Source organism: Luteibacter sp. HA06 (assembly GCF_054061215.1).
Genome location: NZ_JBSSDZ010000001.1, coordinates 4,422,503 through 4,442,500, shown reverse-complemented (window position 1 = coordinate 4,442,500; position 19,998 = coordinate 4,422,503). Strand labels below are relative to the sequence as shown.

Here is a 19,998-nt window from a genome sequence, read left to right as displayed (position 1 = left end):
ATAGTCTCTGGCAGTAGACCCGAAACCGAGTGATCTATCCTTGGCCAGGTTGAAGGTGCGGTAACACGCACTGGAGGACCGAACCCACATCTGTTGCAATAGATGGGGATGAGCTGAGGATCGGAGTGAAAGGCTAAACAAACTCGGAGATAGCTGGTTCTCCTCGAAAGCTATTTAGGTAGCGCCTCGTGCGAACACTGTTGGGGGTAGAGCACTGTTATGGCTAGGGGGTCATTGAGACTTACCAAACCATGGCAAACTCCGAATACCAACACGTGATACACGGGAGACACACGGCGGGTGCTAACGTCCGTCGTGAAAAGGGAAACAACCCAGACCCGCAGCTAAGGTCCCAAAGTCATAGCTAAGTGGAAAACGATGTGGAAAGGCATAGACAGCCAGGAGGTTGGCTTAGAAGCAGCCATCCTTTAAAGAAAGCGTAATAGCTCACTGGTCGAGTCGGTCTGCGCGGAAGATTTAACGGGGCTAAGCTATGCACCGAAGCTCGGGGTGTACAGATTTTGATCTGTACGCGGTAGAGGAGCGTTCCGTAGGCCTGTGAAGGTGAGTCGTAAGGCTTGCTGGAGGTATCGGAAGTGCGAATGCTGACATGAGTAACGATAAGGGGGGTGAAAAGCCTCCCCGCCGAAAGCCCAAGGTTTCCTCGCGCAACGTTCATCGGCGCAGGGTGAGTCGGCCCCTAAGGCGAGGCAGAAATGCGTAGTCGATGGGAAGCAGGTTAATATTCCTGCACTTTTCTACAGTGCGATGTGGGGACGGAGAAGGTTAGGTCTACCAGGCGTTGGTTGTCCTGGGGAAAGGCGGTAGGCATGATTCTTAGGCAAATCCGGGAATCTTTATGCCGAGCACCGAGACGAGTCCTATGAGGACGAAGTGACTGACACCACGCTTCCAGGAAAAGCCACTAAGCTTCAGCTGTAGAAAAACCGTACCGCAAACCGACACAGGTAGGCAGGGTGAGAATCCCAAGGCGCTTGAGAGAACTCGGGTGAAGGAACTAGGCAAAATGGCACCGTAACTTCGGGAGAAGGTGCGCCTCTTGGTGTGGTCACGTGCGTGACTGAGCATCGAGGGGTCGCAGTAACCTGGCCGCTGCGACTGTTTATCAAAAACACAGCACTCTGCAAACACGAAAGTGGACGTATAGGGTGTGACGCCTGCCCGGTGCTGGAAGGTTAATTGATGGGGTCAGCCGCAAGGCGAAGCTCTTGATCGAAGCCCCAGTAAACGGCGGCCGTAACTATAACGGTCCTAAGGTAGCGAAATTCCTTGTCGGGTAAGTTCCGACCTGCACGAATGGCGTAACGACAGCGGCGCTGTCTCCACCCGAGACTCAGTGAAATTGAAATCGCTGTGAAGATGCAGCGTTCCCGCGGCAAGACGGAAAGACCCCGTGAACCTTTACTATAGCTTTACACTGAACGTTGAGTTCTTCTGTGTAGGATAGGTGGGAGGCTATGAAACCAGGACGCTAGTTCTGGTGGAGCCATCCTTGAAATACCACCCTGAAGTGCTTGACGTTCTAACCTAGGTCCGTAATCCGGATCGGGGACCGTGTATGGTGGGTAGTTTGACTGGGGCGGTCTCCTCCCAAAGAGTAACGGAGGAGCACGAAGGTACGCTCAGCGCGGTCGGACATCGCGCACTGTGTGCAAAGGCATAAGCGTGCTTGACTGCGAGATCGACGGATCAAGCAGGTACGAAAGTAGGTCTTAGTGATCCGGTGGTTCTGTATGGAAGGGCCATCGCTCAACGGATAAAAGGTACTCCGGGGATAACAGGCTGATACCGCCCAAGAGTTCATATCGACGGCGGTGTTTGGCACCTCGATGTCGGCTCATCACATCCTGGGGCTGTAGCCGGTCCCAAGGGTATGGCTGTTCGCCATTTAAAGTGGTACGCGAGCTGGGTTCAGAACGTCGTGAGACAGTTCGGTCCCTATCTGTCGTGGGCGTTGGAGATTTGAGGGGGGCTGCTCCTAGTACGAGAGGACCGGAGTGGACGTTCCGCTGGTGTTCGGGTTGTCATGCCCATGGCATTGCCCGGTAGCTACGAACGGAAGTGATAACCGCTGAAAGCATCTAAGCGGGAAGCACGCCCCAAGATGAGATCTCCCGAGAGCTTGACTCTCCTAAAGGCACCATCAAGACTAGGTGGTTGATAGGCACGGTGTGGAAGTGCAGCAATGCATTGAGCTTACGTGTACTAATGAGCCGTGAGGCTTGACCATATAACCCCAAGACGCTTCACCGTCTTAAACTTCTCTCTACTCGCATTCCGAATCCGGACGCTTGTCACTCGTTTACACCCTCTGTGAAGCCGGCGCTTTTATAGCGCTGCTTCCACCCCTTCCCTGGCGGCCATAGCGGCGTGGTACCACCTGATCCCATCCCGAACTCAGAAGTGAAACGCGCATGCGCCGATGGTAGTGTGGCTCAAGCCATGCAAGAGTAGGTCACCGCCAGGGGCCTTATACCGGAACAACCCGTCTTCGAAAGAAGGCGGGTTTTTCTTTGCCTGCGATTCCTGTGGGAGCCGCTTCAGCGGCGATCCCGCGGCAGCGGGCCAGCTCACCGCAACCGGGTTATCGCCGCTGAAGCGGCTCCCACACTTACCATCGCAACCGGGTTATCGCCGCTGAAGCGGCTCCCACAGAATTCGATCATCGCAACCGCCGCATGACACTCCCACCGCTTCCCGGCATCATGTTCATGTGTCACGGAGCACCGGGAATAGAATGGATCCACGATTGAACCGCCGCCAGGAAGAACTCATCGCGATCGTGCAGCGAGAGGGGTTTGTCGGCGTCGAAGAGCTGGCCAGTCATTTCGACGTTGCGCCCCAGACCATCCGCCGCGACCTCAACCTGCTTTCCGACAGTGGGCTCATTCGGCGTTACCACGGTGGGGTGAGCCCATCCTCTAGCGTCGAGAACGTTGCCTATGCGGCGCGACAGACCTTGCAGGCCGCAGAGAAGAACCGCATCGCGGCTTCGATCGCCAGGCAGATCCCGGACGGTTCGTCGCTCTTCATCAACCTCGGTACGACCAACGAGGGCGTGGGCCGCGCGTTGCTCGACCACCGCGACCTGCGCGTGATTACCAACAACCTCAACATCGCGCTACTGCTCAGCGACAACCCGACCTTCGAGGTCATCGTCGCCGGCGGCGTCGTGCGTGGCCGCGACCGCGGCGTCACGGGCGAAGCGACGATCGAGCTGATTCGTCAGTTCAAGGTCGACTACGGAATCATCGGCATCTCGGGTATTGAGCTGGACGGCACACTCCTGGATTTCGATTTCCACGAAGTCCGCGTGGCGCAGGCGATCATCGAGCACTCGCGCCAGGTCTACCTGGGCGCCGACCATACGAAGATCGGCCGGAATGCGATGGTACGGCTGGGTGATTTCTCGGCCGTGGATGCGTGGTTTACGGATAAGACGCCGCCGGAGCCGCTGCTGCCTGTGCTTGAGGCGGCGGGGACGCAGTTGCATGTGGCCGTGGATTCGTAAGCTTCCCCAATAGGTAGACACACAAGAACTAGAACTTCTGGCATCTTTCCCTCCGGAGGATCCATGAAGAAATCAAAGTTCACCGAGACGCAGATTGTCTCCATTCTCAAGCAAGCCGATGCAGGCGTGCCGATCAAGGATATCTGCCGACAGGCAGCGATCAGCTCGGCGACGTACTACCAGTGGAAGAGTAAATACGGTGGCATGGAAGCGTCGGATTTGAAGCGGGTCAAGGAGCTGGAGGCGGAGAATTCCCAGCTCAAGCGGATGTACGCGGAACTGGCGTTGGACAACGTCGCGATGAAGGACCTGATTGCAAAAAAACTCTAGGGCCGGCGCGCAAGCGTGAGGCGGTGCAGTACCTCATCGAGGTGCATGCGCGCCCGCTCCGCCGGTCCTGTGAATGCGTCGGGCTTTCTCGCGCCGCGTATTACCGGCCGCCGGCTGACCCCGCGGTACGTGATGCGGAGCTGATCGCGGCCTTGTCCAAGGTGGTCGAGGACCGACCCAGTCGCGGCTTCTGGAAGTGCTGCGCCATCCTGCGGCGCACGCGTCCGGACTGGAATCCGAAGCGAATATACCGAGTCTACAAAGCGATGAAGCTCAACCTTCGACGTGCTGCGCGACGGCGGCTTCCCAAGCGCGAGCGGGTCGCGCTCTACGTGCCAAGGCATCCGGACACTGTCTGGTCGATGGACTTCATGAGCGACGCGCTGGCGTGCGGCCGACGCTTCCGCACCTTCAATGTCGTCGACGACTTCAATCGGGAAGCCTTGCACATCGAGGTCGATACCTCGATCACATCGGCCCGGCTGGTGCGCATCTTCGAGCAGATCAAGCGCGACCACGGATTGCCGCAGGTGATTCGCTCGGACAACGGCCCGGAGTTCCTGGGCGAGAATTTCGTTCAATGGCTCAAGGTTAACGGCGTGGCCTTGCGATACATCCAGCCAGGCAAGCCCAACCAGAACGCGTACATTGAGCGGTTCAATCGAACCTTCCGCGAGGAAGTCCTCGATCAACACCTCTTCGCTCGCCTCGAAGACGTACGCGAAGCAGCGCACTGGTGGATCATCGACTACAACGAGCAACGACCGCACGCCTCGTTGGGCAACATGACACCCAGCGAGTACCGTCAACAAGCCGCCTGATGCTCTAGTTTTGAAATGTCTGCTTGACGGGGAAGCTTACGGATTGAGCGGGCGGGGATAAAGCACTGAAGGGCTGAAGGGCTGAAGGACTGAAGGACTGAGGCTGGCTGGTTTCGCCGATGAATCGGCTCCCACAGAAGGCCGGCGGCCTGATTGGCTGGGCAGCGGCCGGATGGATGAGATTTTTCCGCTGCACTGCAGCGTGCCATGTTCGTTTATGTTCGAATATGCTCACTTTTAACGCAGGCGCCGCTTGCTGACCGTGTGAAATGTTCGTTTATGCGCCCCTCGGGTGCTTCCGTAAGGAAAAACGAACAAACCCGAGCGTAGGGTATTCCTCTCTCAGCAACGTGGTGCCTCCAGCCAAGCGGAGTGCGCGATGGTCGAGCAGGTCGATGTTCTGGTGGTCGGTGGTGGCGTCAATGGCGTCGGTATCGCGCGTGATGCGGTAGGGCGCGGGCTGTCGGTGTGGCTGTGCGAGCGGGACGATCTGGCTTCGCATACATCCAGTGCGGCGACCAAGCTGATTCACGGTGGCCTTCGTTATCTCGAGCAGTTTGAATTCGCGCTCGTGGGCAAGGCACTGGCAGAACGCGAAGTGCTCCTGCGTGCAGCGCCCCACATCATCTGGCCGCTGCGCTTCATCCTTCCGCACCAGCCGCACCTGCGTCCCGCCTGGATGATCCGCATCGGATTGTTCCTCTATGACCACCTCGGTCGCGGTCGGCGCACACTCCCCGGTTCGCGCCGCGTGCGTTTCGCCAAGCATGTCACCGGTGAGCCACTCCGCGCCGAGTTTCATCAGGGCTTCGTCTATTCCGATGCCTGGGTGCAGGACGCACGCCTCGTCGTCCTCAATGCAATGGATGCCGTGCACCGCGGCGCCAAGGTCGAGACCCATACCAAGTGCGTCAGCGCGCGTCGCGATGCGGACGGATGGACGGCCGAACTCGAATCCCGTGATGGCAGCCGTCACTTCGTCAAAGCCCGCGCACTAGTCAACGCCGCAGGCCCCTGGGCAGCGACCTTCCTTGATGACGTGGTCCACCTGAAGCACTCGCACACGTTGCGCCTGATCAAAGGCAGTCACATCGTGGTGCCGAAGATCTTCGACCATCGCTACGCGTACATCTTCCAGCAGCCGGATCGCCGCATTGTCTTCGCGATTCCCTATGAGCGCGACTTCACGCTGATCGGCACCACGGATATCGAATACAAGTCGGATCCGTCGCATCCCGTGATCGAAGCGGAAGAAACCCAGTACCTGTGCGAAGCGGTGAACCGCTACTTCAAGAAGCAGCTCACACCGGCCGACGTGGTCTGGAGCTACAGCGGTGTACGCCCCCTGCTGCAGGACGAGTCCGGCAGCGCATCGGAAGTCACGCGTGACTACCTGCTCGACATCGATACGGACGGTGCGCCCCTGCTGAACGTGTTCGGCGGCAAGCTCACTACGTTCCGCAAGCTCTCCGAAGAGGCGGTGGACAAGCTTGCACCGCTGCTGGGCAACGACAAGCCTGCCTGGACGGCCGATGCACGCCCCCTGCCGGGCGGTGGCGAACGCGATATCGATGCACTGACCGACGACATCCGCTCGTCGCGTCCATGGCTGCCCGAGACGTTCGCGTGGCGCCTCACCCATATGTACGGCACGCGTGCCCGCGACCTGCTCGGCGAAGCCAATGGCCTCGCCGCACTGGGCGAGCATTTCGGCTCGGATCTCTACCAGGCGGAGGTGGATTACCTCATCCGCCACGAATGGGTGACCGAAGCCGAAGACATCCTCTGGCGGCGCAGCAAGATCGGCCTGCGCGTGAACGCGGACGATGTGCGTCGCCTCACCGAGTACCTGAACCGGCGTGTCCCTCAGGGGGCTGCCACACACCCGTAGCGCCTCGGCGCTTCCCAGTCATGAAACCCGATGGAGAGACGGATCATGCGACAACAGATAGGCGAGCTGATTTCCGAAGCCCTCGCGATGTTCATCATCATTGCGTTCGGCGATTCCGTAGCGTGCATGTACGTGCTCTACGACCCTAGTCCCTACCTCAACGCCTACTGGGGTGTGTGTATTGCGTGGGGCCTTGCGGTCACCATTGCGATCTATGCCACCGCGTCAGTGTCGGGTACCCATGCGAATCCAGCGGTAACGCTTGCGTTGGCGATCTTCCGCGACTTCTCGTGGAAAAAAGTTGTTCCGTACTGGATTGCCCAGGTCATCGGCGCCTTCCTCGGCGCGGCGATCGTCTACGTCCTGTTCGGGCCGGTCATCGACCACTTCAATGCCACGCACAATCTCACTCGTGAGGCTGGCGGCGCGGCAGGCGTGTTCTTCACGCATCCGGGCCTGGCCATCACGCCGATGCACGCTCTGTTGGACCAGGTCATCCTGACGGCCTTCCTGCTGTTCGGCATCTTCGCGATCACGGAGCAGTACAACGAAACCGCACCCGGTGCGAACAGCGGCGCGCTGATCATCGGCCTGCTGGTTGCCACCATCGGTGCCTCGATGGGCTACCTCGAAGCCTGGGCGATCAATCCGGCCCGTGACTTCGGTCCGCGCCTGTTTGCGTTCTTCGCTGGTTGGGGCTCGTCGGCGCTGCCTTCCCCCGACAACTACTGGTGGGTGCCGATTGTTGGCCCGCTGATCGGTGGTGTCGTCGGCGGCGGTGCGTACCAGCTGCTCGTGCATCCCTTCCTGCCGGCCCGCCAGCGTGCGCTTGAAGAAGCGCGCCAGGCCGCCGGTCGCAACTCTTCCAACCAGACGACCCGGTGAGGCCAGCAATGGACAAGACCAAGGACAAGCGCTACATCCTGGCGATCGACCAGGGAACCACGAGCTCGCGCACGATGCTGTTCGATCACGACGGCAACATTGCCGGCACGGCCCAGCGCGAATTCCCGCAGATCTTCCCGCAGCCGGGTTGGGTCGAGCACAACCCGCGCGAGATCATGACCAGCGTGCTGTCGACGATGACTGAAGTCATCAGCAGCTCGGGCATCGACGCCAGCGCCATCGAAGGCATCGGTATCACCAACCAGCGCGAGACGGCGGTGGTGTGGGAAAAGAGCACGGGTCAGCCGATCTACAATGCGATCGTGTGGCAGTCGCGCCAGACGGCCGACATCTGCGACAAGCTGAAAGAAGACGGCTTCGACCCGATGGTCCGCGAGAAAACGGGTCTGTTGATCGACGCATACTTCGCCGGCACCAAGGTGCGCTGGATCCTCGACCACGTCGAAGGCGCGCAGGAGCGTGCGGAGAAGGGCGAGCTGCTCTTCGGCACGATCGACACCTGGGTCATCTGGAACCTCACCGGCGGCAAGGTTCACGTCACTGACTACACCAATGCCTCGCGCACGTTGATGTACGACATCTTCAAGCGCGAGTGGGACGACGAATTGCTCAAGATGCTCAACGTGCCGCGCGCGATGCTGCCGGAAGTGAAGTCGTCGAGCGAGGTCTACGGCAATACGCTCGCCAAGCACTTCTTCGGTCGCGAAGTGCCGATCGCCGGTATTGCCGGCGACCAGCAGGCAGCGCTGTTCGGTCAGGCATGCTTCGAGCCGGGTCTGGCGAAGAACACCTACGGCACCGGCTGCTTCATGCTGATGAACACCGGCGAGAAAGCCGTGCGTTCGAAGAACGGCCTGCTCACCACGATCGCGTGGGGTCTCAACGGCAAGGTCGAATACGCGCTGGAAGGCAGCATCTTCGTTGCCGGTTCAGTGATTCAATGGCTGCGTGACGGCCTGCGCATGCTCGGCAAGGCCTCGGATTCGCAGTCGTACGCGGAACGCGCGAAGGACAACGACGGCGTCTACTTCGTGCCGGCGTTCGTCGGCCTCGGTGCGCCGTATTGGCGAAGCGATGTGCGTGGTGCCGTGTTCGGCCTCTCGCGCGGTACGACCAAAGAGCAGTTCATCCGCGCCGCGCTCGAGTCGATGGCTTACCAGACACGCGACGTGCTCGAAGCGATGGAAATCGACTCCGGGATCAAGCTGAAGGAACTGCGTGCCGACGGTGGTGCGATCGCCAACGACTTCATGGCGCAGTTCCAGGCGGACATCCTCGGCGTGAATCTGCTGCGTCCGAAGGTGCAGGAAACCACGGCGCAGGGTGCCGCGTATCTTGCTGGTCTTGCGGTGGGCTTCTGGAAAGACCAGACCGACATCACCAAGCGCTGGGCCGTGGATCGCGAGTTCAAGCCGTCGATGACGGAAGAGACCCGCGACGATCTGTACGAGGGCTGGAAGCAGGCCGTCAACGCGACAATGGGCTTCAAGCCGCGTAAATAAGAGCGAGGTCGGCTCTGTGTAGGAGCCGATTCATCGGCGATGCTTTATGTGGGAGCCGCTTCAGCGGCGATTGGGTGCTTGCGGCGAGATTGCCCGCTGCCGCGGGATCGCCGCTGAAGCGGCTCCCACATTCGCCGCTGAAGCGGCTCCCACAAAAAAGGGGCGGCGCAGTGATGCGCCGCCCCTTTTTTTAAGACTTGCCCGAACGAATCAGGGCAGGTCGTAACCGAACTGGTCCTTGAACTCCGTGGCGAACTCGGCGTACGTGAAGTACTGATTCTGCGTGCCGGGATGCTCGACCTTCAGGGCGCCCATGAGCGAGGCCATGTTGCCGATGGTCTTCCAGTCGTAGTGGTTCATGATGCCGAAGATGAGGCCGGCGCGATACGCGTCGCCGCAACCGGTCGGGTCGACGACCTTGCGCTCGCGTGCGGGCGGCACGGTGATGATTTCGCCGCCGACGTGGATCAGCGAACCGCGCGGGCCCTGCGTGATGATGTACGCGGTGACCTTCGAGGCGATGTCGTCCGCGCTCCAGCCGGTGCGCTGCTGCAACAGCTGCGACTCGTAATCGTTGACGATGACGTACGTGGACTTCTCGATCATCGAGCGGAACTCGTCGCCGTTGAACAGCGGCATCGCCTGGCCCGGATCGAAGATGAAGGGCACGCCGCGCGCGGCGAACTCATCCACGTGCTGCAACATCGCTTCGCGGCCATCCGGTGCGACGATGCCGAACGAGTAGTCCGGGATGTCACGCACGTGGTTCTCGTGCGCGCTGGACATCGCACCCGGATGGAAGGCCGTGATCTGGTTGTTGTCCAGGTCCGTCGTGATGAAGCACTGCGGCGTGAACTGGTCGTCGAACTGGCGCACGCCGTCGAGGCGGATGCCGAACTTCTCAAGGTGCGCGCGATACGGCGCGAAGTCCTGGCCAACCGTGGCGACCGGCATCGGCGAACCGCCGAGCAGCTTCAGGTTGTACGCGATGTTGCCGGCGCAACCGCCGAACTCGCGGCGCATGGCCGGCACCAGGAACGACACATTCAGGATATGGACCTGGTCCGGAATGATGTGGTTCTTGAACTGGTCCTGGAACACCATGATGGTGTCGTAGGCGAGCGATCCGCAGATAACGGCAGTCATGCGTGTGGTGACCCTGGAAGATGAGTGGCGCGACCGGGACCCGGCCGCAGCGAGCGCCGAACGCGACGGGTCCGGCAAACCGACGGATCGTACCCAAAATCGCGCGCCGAGGCGACTCCCCAGGTCGTACAGAATTACGGGACCAGGACAGAATCCTCTCGCATCATCTGGACTTACAAGGATTTCTTAACTTCTCCGCCCTTGCGTGGTTGAGTAGGCCAACCTAAACTCGCACGCTAACTTTTTCTTGCTACTGGCGTCCGCCGCATCATGTTTAAGAAGTTCCGCGGTCTCTTTTCGAACGACATTTCCATCGATCTCGGCACGGCCAACACGCTCATTTATGTGCGCGGCCAGGGAATCGTCCTCAATGAACCGTCGGTCGTTGCGATCCGCCAGGATCGTGGCCCGGGCGGCCCGCGTACCGTTGCCGCCGTGGGTGGTGACGCCAAGCGCATGCTCGGCCGTACGCCGGGCAATATCGCCACGGTCCGCCCGATGAAGGACGGCGTCATCGCCGACTTCACGATGACCGAAGCGATGTTGCAGCACTTCATCAAGCAGGTGCACCGTTCGCGCATGCTCCGTCCGAGCCCGCGCGTGCTGGTGTGCGTGCCCTGCGGCTCCACCCAGGTGGAGCGCCGCGCGATCAAGGAATCGGCTGAAGGCGCAGGTGCGCGTGATGTCTTCCTGATCGAGGAACCCATGGCAGCGGCCATCGGCGCCGGTATTCCGGTGCACGAGGCCCGTGGCTCGATGGTCCTGGATATCGGCGGCGGCACCTCCGAGGTGGCCGTTATCTCCTTGAATGGCATCGTTTATTCGCAGTCGGTCCGCGTCGGCGGCGACCGCTTCGACGAGGCCATCATCAACTACGTGCGCCGTAACCACGGCACGCTGATCGGCGAATCCACCGCCGAGCGCATCAAGCTCGAAGTCGGCTGCGCTTTCCCGCAGAGCGAAGTCCGCGAGATGGAAATCTCCGGCCGTAACCTCGCCGAGGGCGTGCCGCGCATGTTCACGATCAACTCCAACGAAGTCCTGGAAGCCCTGCACGAGCCGCTTTCGGGCATCGTGGCGGCCGTCAAGGCAGCGCTGGAGCAGACCCCGCCGGAGCTCTGCTCCGACGTGGCCGAGCGCGGCATCGTACTTACCGGTGGCGGCGCGTTGCTGCGCGATCTGGATCGTCTCATCTCCGAGGAAACCGGCCTGCACGTGCAGGTGGCCGATGACCCGCTCACCTGCGTCGCCCGTGGCGGCGGCAAGGCGCTGGAGATGATTGACCAGCACGGCAGCGACTTCTTCGCGTTCGAATGATGGCCGTGCGCTTCGGCGCACTGGCCGGAACGCGCTGAGCCATGGCCCTCAATCGCGACGATCAGTCGCCGCTGTTCGCGCCCGGTGTGGCGGGGACCCTGCGCCTGATCGTCTATCTCGCGCTCGCCTGCGTGCTCATGGTGCTCGATCACCGCGGCGGCTGGCTCGGTAACGTCCGTTACGGGCTGTCCATCGTGGTCGAACCGATTTACCGGATCGCCGGTCTGCCGTCGCAGGGTTTCCAGGCGGCGACGGTGGCGTTCGCCGATCGCCAGCGCCTGACCGAGGCCAACCAGCGTCTGCGGGAAGACCTGCTGCTGGCCAATGCCAAGCTCAACCGCATGGCCTCGGTCGCCGAACAGAACCAGCGCCTCAAGGAGCTGCTCGACACCCAGCACAGCCTGTCCCTCAACGTGCAGCTCGCGCGCCTGATCGGCGTGGACCTGGGCACCTTCCGCCACCGGATCGTGCTCAATGTCGGCGCACGCGACAAGGTGCAGGCCGGGCAGGTGGTGATCGACGCGCGTGGCGTGATGGGCCAGATCGTCGAAGTGATGCCGACCACCTCGGTCGCGATGCTGATCACCGATCCCAACCATGCCATCCCCGTGACCATCGAGCGCACCGGCCTGCGCACGGTGGCCTACGGCTCGCGCGGTGGCGACATGCTGGTGCTACCCAATATCCCGGTCTCGGCGGACGTCCAGTCCGGCGACAAGCTGGTCACCTCGGGCCTGGGCGGGCGCTTCCCGCCAGGTTTTCCCGTGGGTGAAATCCGCGACGTGGCGCAGACCGCCTCGGGCACCTTCCTCTCCGCGCAGGCCAGACCCGCCGCCGATCTCGATCGCAGTGAGGACGTGCTGCTCCTGCACGACCTCGCCGAACAGGACGGTCCGCCGCCGCTCGCGCCCAACGCGGGCCCGCCGGCCGGCCTTGCGCCGGATCCGAACGCGCCGCCGGCAAGTGCACCGGTCGTGCCGACGCTGCCGAAGGTGACCTCGCCGACCGCGACGCCGGTGCCGGCGCGCACGGGGACGACGCCATGAACAAGGTTCGTGTCCGCCAGCTCTGGTTCGCCGCGACGCTGTTGCTGTCGCTGTTCCTCATGCTGATCCCGTTGCCGGGGCCGCTGACGCCGTTCAAGCCGTACTGGCCGGCGCTCATCCTGCTGTACTGGTGCCTGCAGTCGGGCGATCGCGTCACGCTGGGCCTGGCGTTCTGCCTCGGTGTCGGTGCCGATCTGTTCGACGGCATCCTGTTGGGTGAGCAGGCGCTGCGCCTCACGGCGATGGTTTTCATCGCGCTGCGTTTCCGCTCGCGGCTGCGCTTCTTCCCCATGTGGCAGCAGTCGCTGGCCGTGCTCGGCCTGCTGCTTAACGATCGCGTGCTCCTGCTGCTCATCCGCGTGTTCGGCGGCGATCCGCTGCCGCCGCAGGAATACTGGATCTCGCCGTTCGTGGGCGCTGCGCTGTGGCCCTTCGTCTTCCTGATTCTTGACGACCTGCGCGCACGCCTGCGCATCCACGACACATGAGCCGGCGGCGCGCCTCGATCAAGGAGGTCCGCGGCGAGGTGGCGCTGTTTCGTCGGCGCGCCCTGGCCGGTTTCTTCCTGCTCCTGCTCGGCCTTATTGCCGTGTGCAGCCGCTACGTGTACCTGCAGGTGTTCCACCACGACGAGTTCGTGACGCGTTCCGAGCAGAACCGCGTGAAGCCGCGTTCGATCCCGCCGGCGCGTGGGCTCATCTACGACCGCAACGGCGTGCTGCTCGCCGACAACGTGCCCGCGTTCCGCCTGGAAGTGACCCCCGAGCAGGTCACCAATATGGACGAGATGCTGCAGAAGCTCAGCGCGGTGGTGCCGATCAGCGACGACGACATCGTCACCTTCAAGAAGCAGGTGAAGCTGGGTCGTCGTTTCGAGGGCATCCCGCTCAAGCTCAAGCTCACCGAGGACGAGATCGGTCGTTTTGCGGTGAATCGCTGGCGTTTTCCCGGTGTGGACGTCGTGCCTTACCTCACGCGGCGCTATCCGCTGGGGCCGTCACTCGCGCATGTCATCGGCTATGTGAGCCGTATCGACGTGGACGACCTGGACAAGATGGACGATGACGAGGAGGCCAGCTACAAGGGCACCACGCATATCGGCCGTATCGGCATCGAGCGTTCCTACGAGAAGCTGCTGCACGGCGAGCCCGGCTACGAGCTGGTTGAGGTCAATGCGGATGGGCGGACCCAGGCGGTCCTCGATACGACGCCGCCGACGCCCGGCAAGAACATCTATCTCAGTATCGACGTACGCCTGCAGAAGGCAGCACTCGATGCGATGGCGGGCCGTTCCGGCGCCGCGATCGCGATCGACCCGCGCAATGGACAGGTGCTGGCCTTTGCCAGCGTGCCCGACTTCGACCCCAATCTTTTCGTCAACGGCATCAGCTCGTTCGACTACAAATCGTTGATGACGGCGCCGGACAAACCGCTCTACAACCGCGCGCTACGCGGCGTGTATCCGCCGGGTTCCACGGTGAAACCGTTCCTCGCACTGGGCGGCCTGACCATGGGTATTCGCCGGCCGTCGGATACGGTGCTGTCCACCGGTGAGTTCTGTATTCCGGGGCAGAGTCGCTGCTACCGCGACGACAAGCGCGGCGGCGACGGCACCGTGAACATGGTCCGCGCGATCCAGATGTCGACCAACACCTATTTCTATCGCCTCGCACTCGACATGGGCATCGACCGCCTCGCCTCGTGGATGGGTAGCCTGGGCTTCGGCAAGAAAACCGGCATCGACCTCACTGGCGAGGTGGAGGGCGTGCTGCCGTCGCGCGAATGGAAGGCCACGCGCAGCAAGGCCGGCTGGTTCCCGGGCGAGACGATCATCTCCGGCATCGGCCAGGGTTACTGGGCGGTGACGCCGATCCAGCTGGCCCACGCCCTCGCGACGTTCGCCGGCAAAGGCGTGCCGTACGCACCCCACCTGCTGATGGATACGCAGGACGGCGTGGACAGCGCGCGCGTACCGCAGGCCTTCCCGCCTACCGGTCCGTCGGTGATCCGCAAGTCAGCCGATTGGGACACCGTGAATGAGGGCATGGTCGCCGTGATCAACTCGACCGGCGGCACGGGCAACAAGGCGAAGCTGGGCATGGGCTTCCCCTACGTCATCGCCGGCAAGAGCGGCACGGCCGAGCGCTTTTCGCGTAAATCCGACGCGTACGACACCAACAAGAACACCGCTTATCTGGCCACGCGTCACCGTGCGTTGTTCATTGCGTATACGCCGGCGGAAGCGCCGAGGATCGCCGTGACCGTGGTGCTCGAGGCGGGTGCATGGGGCGCTGCGGATTCCGGCCCGATCGCGCGGAAGATTCTTGATCAGTGGGTCGTCGACGAGGGCGGCACGCGACCGACTGCCTTGCCGCCGGGCCCGATCACCTTGTCCGACGCACCGGCCGAAGCCGCGCCCGCCGACGCCGCGCCTGCGAGCGCAAGCTCCGTGCAGGGCGCGCAGCCGGCCGCACCGTCGAGCAGCGATCTGCCGCCCGACGACAACGGTGAGGATCAGTAGCCATGTTCGCCAATCTCTCCATGCGCCTCAAACGCTTCGGCCTGCGCCTGCTCACGCGGCCGCGCCTGGACTTGCCGCTGTTGCTGGCGCTGTTCCTGCTCGCCTGCGCCGGCCTGGCCACCCTCTACAGCGCCGGCAATGCCAACCTGTCACTGGTCGGCGGCCAGGCCGCTCGCTTCGTGCTCGGCGCGGTGCTGCTGGTGGTGATCTCGCGTATTCCGCCGCCGGTGCTGCGCTCGTGGACGCCGTGGCTCTACATGGGCAGCACGGCCCTGCTCGTGGTGGTCGCGGCGCTGGGTGAAGGGCGGGGCGCGTATCGCTGGCTCGACCTGGGTTTCATGCGCTTCCAGCCGTCCGAGCTGCTCAAACTGACCATGCCGATGATGGTCGCCTGGTACCTGCATCCGCGGCAGCTGCCGCCGGGCTGGAAGGACATCATCGTGGTCGGCCTGATGATCGCCGTGCCGGCTGCGCTGATCGCCGAACAGCCGGATCTCGGGACGGCGTTGCTCGTCGCCGCTGCCGGCGCCTTCGCGCTGTTCCTCTCGGGCATGGCCTGGTGGCGTATCGGCCTGCTCGTGGGTGGCGCGGGCGCGGCCATTCCCGTGGCCTGGCAGTTTCTCCACGAGTACCAGCGTAACCGCGTGCGCACGCTGCTGGACCCCGAATCGGATCCGCTTGGCAATGGCTGGCACATCATCCAGTCGAAGATCGCCGTGGGCTCGGGCGGTGTATTCGGCAAGGGCTGGCAGCACGGCACGCAGTCGCGCCTGGAATTCCTGCCCGAGCACACCACCGACTTCATTTTCGCAGTGTTCTCGGAAGAATTCGGGCTGGTCGGCGTTATCGCGATCATGCTGCTTTACGCCTTCATTATCGGCCGTTGCCTGTGGATCGCGATGAATGCTCGCGACACCTATTCGCGCCTGCTCGCCGGCGCGATCGGCATGAGCTTCTTTGTCTACGTGGCCGTGAACGGCGGCATGGTCGCGGGCATCCTGCCGGTGGTGGGCGTGCCGATGCCGCTGATCAGTTACGGCGGCACATCCGCGGTATCGTTGCTCACGGGCTTCGGCGTGCTGATGTCGATCCATGCCAACCGCAAGCTCCACGATTGATGCCTGAACGCTTCCCGAAGCGCGCCCCGGACGCGCCATTCCTGCGTGCTACGCTTCGGCGTATGGATGAAGTTCTCGCCGCGCGCCGCGCCCGCACCGTACGTTTATTCCCGCGCCTCGCCGGCGCGATGATCGCCTTCCCCCTGATGTTTGCCTCCGCGGCCTTTGCCGAGACCCATCCGGGCCAGGCGCAGCTCGTGAACGAAGTCGCGAAAGACACCGGCAAGAGCAAGGCCTCGCTGAACGCGATCCTCGATGGCGCGAAGATGCAGCAGTCCATCATCGACGCAATGAATCGTCCGGCGGAAGGCAAGCCGTGGCGCGATTACCGGCCGATCTTCCTCACCGAAGCACGGATCCAGGCCGGCGCCGATTTCTACCAGACCCATCGCGCGCTGCTCGACGCGATCGGCAAGAAATACGGCGTGCCGCCGGAATACATCGTGGCCATCGTCGGTGTGGAGACGTTCTACGGAAAGAACACCGGCAAGTACAAGGTGCTCGATGCGCTGGCCACGCTGGCGTTCTACTACCCCAAACGCGCGCCGTTCTTTCGTGAGCAGCTGAAAACGCTGCTGGAACTGCCGCCGAACCACCTCGCTGGCCCGCTGGATACCCTCACCGGCTCTTATGCCGGCGCGCAGGGCTGGGGCCAGTTCATGCCCTCGTCCATTCGCGACTGGGGCGTGGATTACGACGGCGACGGCAAGATCGACATGAAGGGCTCGATGGGCGACATCTTCGCCAGCGTGGCCAACTATTTCTCCCAGCACGGCTGGGAAACCGGCGGTCCGCTCGCCGTCCGCGCCCAGCCGGATTCGCGCGTGCGCGATCCCGCCGTGCCGAAGGACTGGCGCCCGGTGGCTCCGGTGGAAACCTTTGTCGCCGACGGCTTCGCGCCGTTGCAGCACCTCAATCCGGGGCGTGACGCGCAGTTGGTTCGTCTCGATGGGCCGAATGGCCCCGAGTACTGGTTCGTGTTCCAGAATTTTTACGTGATTACGACGTACAACCGTAGCCCGATGTATGCGATGGCAGTGAACCAGCTGGCGCAGGCGATCCGGGAACGGACGCATGGATCCGCGGGTCGATGACGTCGCTGGCCGGGGAGTCCGCGCTTCGCGGGAATCGCCGGCATAGCCGGCTCCCACACACCGCCGGCCCCCTGTGGGAGCCGCTTCAGCGGCGAAGCTCTGGTCCTATGTGGGAGCCGCTTCAGCGGCGATGGGTGCTCGCCACCAGGCTCATCCTCATCGGCCTGATCGCGCTTGTCCTTTCAGCCTGCGGCGGTTCAAAGAACTCACGCCCGTCATCGCGTGGCAGCAGTGGCTCCTCGTCATCGTCGCGCAGCAGCGGCAGTGGCGGTCGCGACGACATCAGCCGGTCGCAATCCTCTCGCTACCGCTCCAGCTCGGACAGCGTGCCGACCGAGATTCCGGATGTCAGCAAGCTGCCGGAGCCGGTGCCGAAGGTCGAGCCGCGCGCGCTCTACGGCAACAAGTCACCGTATTCCGTGCTCGGCCAGACCTACAACGTGCTGCCCACGCCGCGCGGTTACGTCGAGCGCGGCATCGCCTCGTTCTACGGCAACAAGTTCCACGGTTATAAAACCTCGAGCCTCGAGGAATACGACATGTACCAGTTCTCGGCGGCGCACAAGACACTGCCGCTGCCGAGCTACGCGCGTGTCACCAACCTCGAGAACGGCAAGAGCGTCATCGTCCGCATCAACGATCGCGGCCCCTTCCACGAGAACCGCATCATCGATTTGTCCTTCGCGGCGGCGGTGAAGCTGGGCGTGTGGCCGAAGGGTACCGGTCTGGTCGAAGTGCGCGCGATCGATCCGAGCGAAGCGAACAGCGATCGCGGCGCGCCGTACGTGAATACCGCGCCCAAGCCGTCGCCCGTGACGGCGCCGGTGCCGCCGTCGCGTCCCGCGTTTGTCGCCGCGCCGCCCGCCGCCCGCACGGCACCGACGCCGGAGATGGCGACCACGCCCCCGCCGTCGCGTGTCGTTGGCGGCATGGCTAGTGGCTCGACATTGGCGCTGGCTGGCGCCTCGCGGGCGCCCAGCGCGGCGATTTCCGCACCGGTGGGAACAGCGCCCGCCCGTTCCGGGCAGGGCGTTGGCGCGCCCGCTATGGCCGGGCAGGGTGCCACCTCGGCGCCTGAGGAGGGAGACGATGGCCCCGTGGCGGGGATGACGGGCGTTTCTGCGGCGGAAGCGCTGCCGCCGCTCCCCGGAGCGAAGACGTCGCCGAATTCATCCGCCGCTGCAGCCGGCGTGTCCTCCGCAGCCGCTACCGCGCCACGACCAGCCGGCCCCGCCCAGGGCCCGACCGTCGCCTCGGTGCCCGGCAAACCCACGATTTATCTCCAGGTCGGTGCGTTTTCCGACGTGGCGAACGCCAACCGTGTGGCCGACCAGCTGAACAAAGCAGGTCTTGGCCCTGTCAGTGTTATCGAGACCGCTATCGCCGGGCGCAGCGTGCGTCGTGTCCGCGTGGGCCCCCTGGCCGACGTGGACACCGCCGACCGCGTGACCGACCAGATCGCCGGGATGGGCCTGCCTCGCCCGTCGGTCGCGGTAGACTGACCTTCTTTTTTGTTGCTTTGACTGGATCGCTGAAACGATGAAGCTCTTCCCACGCTCCCTGTTCGCTTTCGCCGCCGCTGCGCTCGTCGCCGGCGTCACCGTGGCGCAGCAGACCCCGCCGCATCCCGCACCCGTTCCGCGCCCGGTCGTCCCCGAAGCGCCGGTGCCGCCGCCGCCGGACGTGGAGGGCAAGAGCTGGGTGCTGATGGATTACAACACCGGGCAGATCATCGCCTCGAAGGATCCGGACGTGCAGCTCGAGCCGGCCTCGATCACCAAGATCATGACCGACTACGTGGTTTCCGCGGAGCTGGGCAACGGCAAGATCCACAACAGCGATCCGGTCACGATCAGCGAGAACGCGTGGCGCGGCGGTGGTGCCAGCACCGACGGCTCGACCAGCTTCCTCAAGCTCAACAGCCAGGTGCCGCTGAAAGACCTGCTCTACGGCATGATCATCCAGTCCGGTAACGACGCCGCCATCGCGCTGGCCGAGCACACCGCGGGGTCCGAACCGGCGTTCGCCAACCTGATGAACGCGTACGCCAAGCAGATCGGCATGACGCATTCGCAGTTCCAGAATGCGTCCGGCTATCCGGTGGCCAACCACTACACGACCGCCCACGACATCGCGATCCTGTCGCGGGCGCTCATCCACGACTTCCCCGAGGATTACGCGATCTCGGCCGTGAAGGAGTTCGAGTGGAACGGCATCAAGCAGCACAACCGCAACCTGCTGCTGTGGCGCGATAACACCGTCGACGGTATCAAGACCGGTCACACCGCAGCCGCCGGCTATTGCCTGGCTGCTTCGGCGAAGCAGGGCGATGCCCGCATGATTGCCATCATCATGGGTGCCAGCAGTGAGAAGGGCCGCGCCGATGCCGCGCTGGCGCTGCTCAACTACGGTTTCCGGTTCTACGAATCGCACAAGCTGTACGAAGCCAACAAGCCGCTCGCCACGCCGAAGCTGTGGAAGGGCGCCGAGAACACCATCCCGCTCGGCGTTGCCGAAGACGCGCTGGTCTCGGTCAAGCGCGGCGACTACGACAAGCTCAAGGCCAACCTCGATATCCCGGCCACCCTGATCGCTCCCTTCAAGAAGGGCCAGCAGGTCGGTACGCTGCGCGTGACGCTCGACGGCCAGCCGGTGCTCACCACCCCGCTGGTGGCACTGAACGATGCACCGGAAGGCGGTTTCTTCTCGCGCCTCTGGGACACGATCATGCTGTGGTTCCACAGCGACAGCGACAAGAAGTAAGAGGACCCGAC

General features: G+C 63.1%; 14 protein-coding genes and 2 rRNA genes (1 of these 16 running past the window's edge). 15 read left to right on the top strand and 1 reads right to left on the bottom strand.

What is annotated here, in order from left to right; all coding sequences use genetic code 11:
* The 7 genes from ACVWWJ_RS20555 to glpK form a co-directional block, all read left to right on the top strand.
* Positions 1 to 2,251 (top strand): 23S ribosomal RNA (locus tag ACVWWJ_RS20555); it begins 634 nt to the left of the window's first position.
* 122 nt (positions 2,252 to 2,373) lie between these two features.
* Positions 2,374 to 2,488 (top strand): 5S ribosomal RNA (rrf, locus tag ACVWWJ_RS20550).
* Between the two features lie 270 nt (positions 2,489 to 2,758).
* A complete protein-coding gene (locus tag ACVWWJ_RS20545) occupies positions 2,759 to 3,532 on the top strand; it encodes a DeoR family transcriptional regulator (RefSeq protein WP_456969291.1) in 774 nt (257 codons plus the stop codon).
* A gap of 63 nt (positions 3,533 to 3,595) precedes the next feature.
* Positions 3,596 to 4,683 (top strand): IS3 family transposase gene (locus ACVWWJ_RS20540; RefSeq protein ID WP_456967568.1). Its coding sequence is split into 2 segments (ribosomal slippage): positions 3,596 to 3,848 and positions 3,848 to 4,683, totalling 1,089 coding nucleotides; the frame shifts between segments, so codons are not numbered across the junction.
* Positions 4,684 to 5,062: 379 nt separating this feature from the next.
* The gene (gene glpD / locus ACVWWJ_RS20535; RefSeq protein WP_456969290.1) at positions 5,063 to 6,574 is read left to right on the top strand and encodes a glycerol-3-phosphate dehydrogenase; all 1,512 of its coding nucleotides are present in this window, start codon (positions 5,063 to 5,065) and stop codon (positions 6,572 to 6,574) included.
* Positions 6,575 to 6,616: 42 nt separating this feature from the next.
* A complete protein-coding gene (locus ACVWWJ_RS20530; RefSeq protein WP_063572172.1) occupies positions 6,617 to 7,459 on the top strand; it encodes an MIP/aquaporin family protein in 843 nt (280 codons plus the stop codon).
* 8 nt (positions 7,460 to 7,467) lie between these two features.
* Complete coding sequence (glpK, locus tag ACVWWJ_RS20525; protein ID WP_159895964.1) at positions 7,468 to 8,982, top strand: glycerol kinase GlpK; 1,515 nt, start codon at positions 7,468 to 7,470, stop codon at positions 8,980 to 8,982.
* A 210-nt stretch (positions 8,983 to 9,192) separates the two neighbouring features.
* Here glpK and ACVWWJ_RS20520 read toward each other — a convergent pair whose 3' ends face one another.
* Entirely contained in the window at positions 9,193 to 10,128 is a 936-nt protein-coding gene (locus tag ACVWWJ_RS20520) for a carbohydrate kinase family protein (RefSeq protein ID WP_456969289.1), read from the bottom strand.
* Positions 10,129 to 10,398: 270 nt separating this feature from the next.
* On the opposite strand from ACVWWJ_RS20520, the gene ACVWWJ_RS20515 reads away from it, so the two are divergent.
* From ACVWWJ_RS20515 to ACVWWJ_RS20480, 8 genes are all read left to right on the top strand, one after another.
* The gene (locus ACVWWJ_RS20515; protein ID WP_036139600.1) at positions 10,399 to 11,445 is read left to right on the top strand and encodes a rod shape-determining protein; all 1,047 of its coding nucleotides are present in this window, start codon (positions 10,399 to 10,401) and stop codon (positions 11,443 to 11,445) included.
* A 41-nt stretch (positions 11,446 to 11,486) separates the two neighbouring features.
* Positions 11,487 to 12,491 carry a rod shape-determining protein MreC gene (gene mreC, locus ACVWWJ_RS20510; protein WP_159895968.1) on the top strand — a complete coding sequence of 335 codons (1,005 nt, stop codon included), beginning with the start codon at positions 11,487 to 11,489 and terminating at the stop codon, positions 12,489 to 12,491.
* Positions 12,488 to 12,979: a rod shape-determining protein MreD gene (mreD, locus tag ACVWWJ_RS20505; RefSeq protein WP_456969288.1), complete on the top strand. Its 492-nt coding sequence runs from the start codon at positions 12,488 to 12,490 to the stop codon at positions 12,977 to 12,979. The genes mreC and mreD overlap by 4 nt, the downstream gene beginning before the upstream one ends.
* Positions 12,976 to 15,012, top strand: coding sequence for a penicillin-binding protein 2 (gene mrdA / locus ACVWWJ_RS20500; RefSeq protein ID WP_159895972.1), 2,037 nt, complete (start codon positions 12,976 to 12,978; stop codon positions 15,010 to 15,012). The genes mreD and mrdA overlap by 4 nt, the downstream gene beginning before the upstream one ends.
* A gap of 2 nt (positions 15,013 to 15,014) precedes the next feature.
* Complete coding sequence (gene rodA / locus ACVWWJ_RS20495; protein WP_456969287.1) at positions 15,015 to 16,130, top strand: rod shape-determining protein RodA; 1,116 nt, start codon at positions 15,015 to 15,017, stop codon at positions 16,128 to 16,130.
* 128 nt (positions 16,131 to 16,258) lie between these two features.
* Positions 16,259 to 17,224, top strand: a complete 966-nt coding sequence (gene mltB / locus ACVWWJ_RS20490; RefSeq protein WP_159895982.1) for a lytic murein transglycosylase B — start codon at positions 16,259 to 16,261, stop codon at positions 17,222 to 17,224.
* Positions 17,225 to 17,550: 326 nt separating this feature from the next.
* Entirely contained in the window at positions 17,551 to 18,726 is a 1,176-nt protein-coding gene (locus ACVWWJ_RS20485) for a septal ring lytic transglycosylase RlpA family protein (RefSeq protein WP_456969747.1), read from the top strand.
* Positions 18,727 to 18,763: 37 nt separating this feature from the next.
* Positions 18,764 to 19,987: a D-alanyl-D-alanine carboxypeptidase family protein gene (locus ACVWWJ_RS20480; RefSeq protein ID WP_159895976.1), complete on the top strand. Its 1,224-nt coding sequence runs from the start codon at positions 18,764 to 18,766 to the stop codon at positions 19,985 to 19,987.
* Positions 19,988 to 19,998 lie beyond the last annotated feature (11 nt).